The organism is Chloroherpetonaceae bacterium, assembly GCA_025056565.1.
Taxonomy (GTDB): Bacteria; Bacteroidota; Chlorobiia; order Chlorobiales; family Thermochlorobacteraceae; genus Thermochlorobacter.
The window spans coordinates 1-531 of record JANWWA010000071.1 but is presented as its reverse complement, the minus strand read 5'-3'; the positions used below and the strand labels follow the sequence as shown (position 1 = coordinate 531).

Here is a 531-nt window from a genome sequence, read left to right as displayed (position 1 = left end):
GGAAACGCGCTTCTCCACCATCGTGACAGACTTTGCCTTAGAGCAAAATTACCCGAATCCTTTTAACCCAACGACAAACATTCCCTACCAGCTCAAAGAGCGCGCAAAGGTCAAACTGGAAATCTACAACGCCTTAGGGCAGAAGGTGGCTACGCTGGTGGATGCTGTGCAAGAGCGTGGCAACTACGCACCGACCTTCAATGCATCGGCACTCTCGAGCGGTGTGTATTTCTACCGCCTCACAGCACAAGGTAGCCGAGAAACCTTTGTGCAAACAAGAAAAATGATGCTTCTGAAGTAACCTCCGTTTTGCGTGAAGAAAGAAAAAGGCGTCTCAGAAGAAGGGACGCCTTTTTCTTTCAGTGACCTCACCCTGTTTTTGCCTTGCGGCAAAAACGTCCCTCTCCTTTGTAAGGCGAGGGACAGTGGCGCTCCCCTCTCCTTTTGAAGGAGAGGGGCCGGGGGGGAGGTAAGGGGCCGGAGGTGAGGTTGAACCTCACCCTGTTTTTGCCTTGCGGCAAAAACGTCCCT

Annotated in this window: 1 protein-coding gene; it reads left to right on the top strand. The window is 52.4% G+C overall.

The window, feature by feature from the left end:
* The coding region (locus NZM05_12725; protein ID MCS7014479.1) for a T9SS type A sorting domain-containing protein at nucleotides 1–301 on the top strand (301 nt) is incomplete at its 5' end.
* Between the last annotated feature and the right edge of the window lie 230 nt (nucleotides 302–531).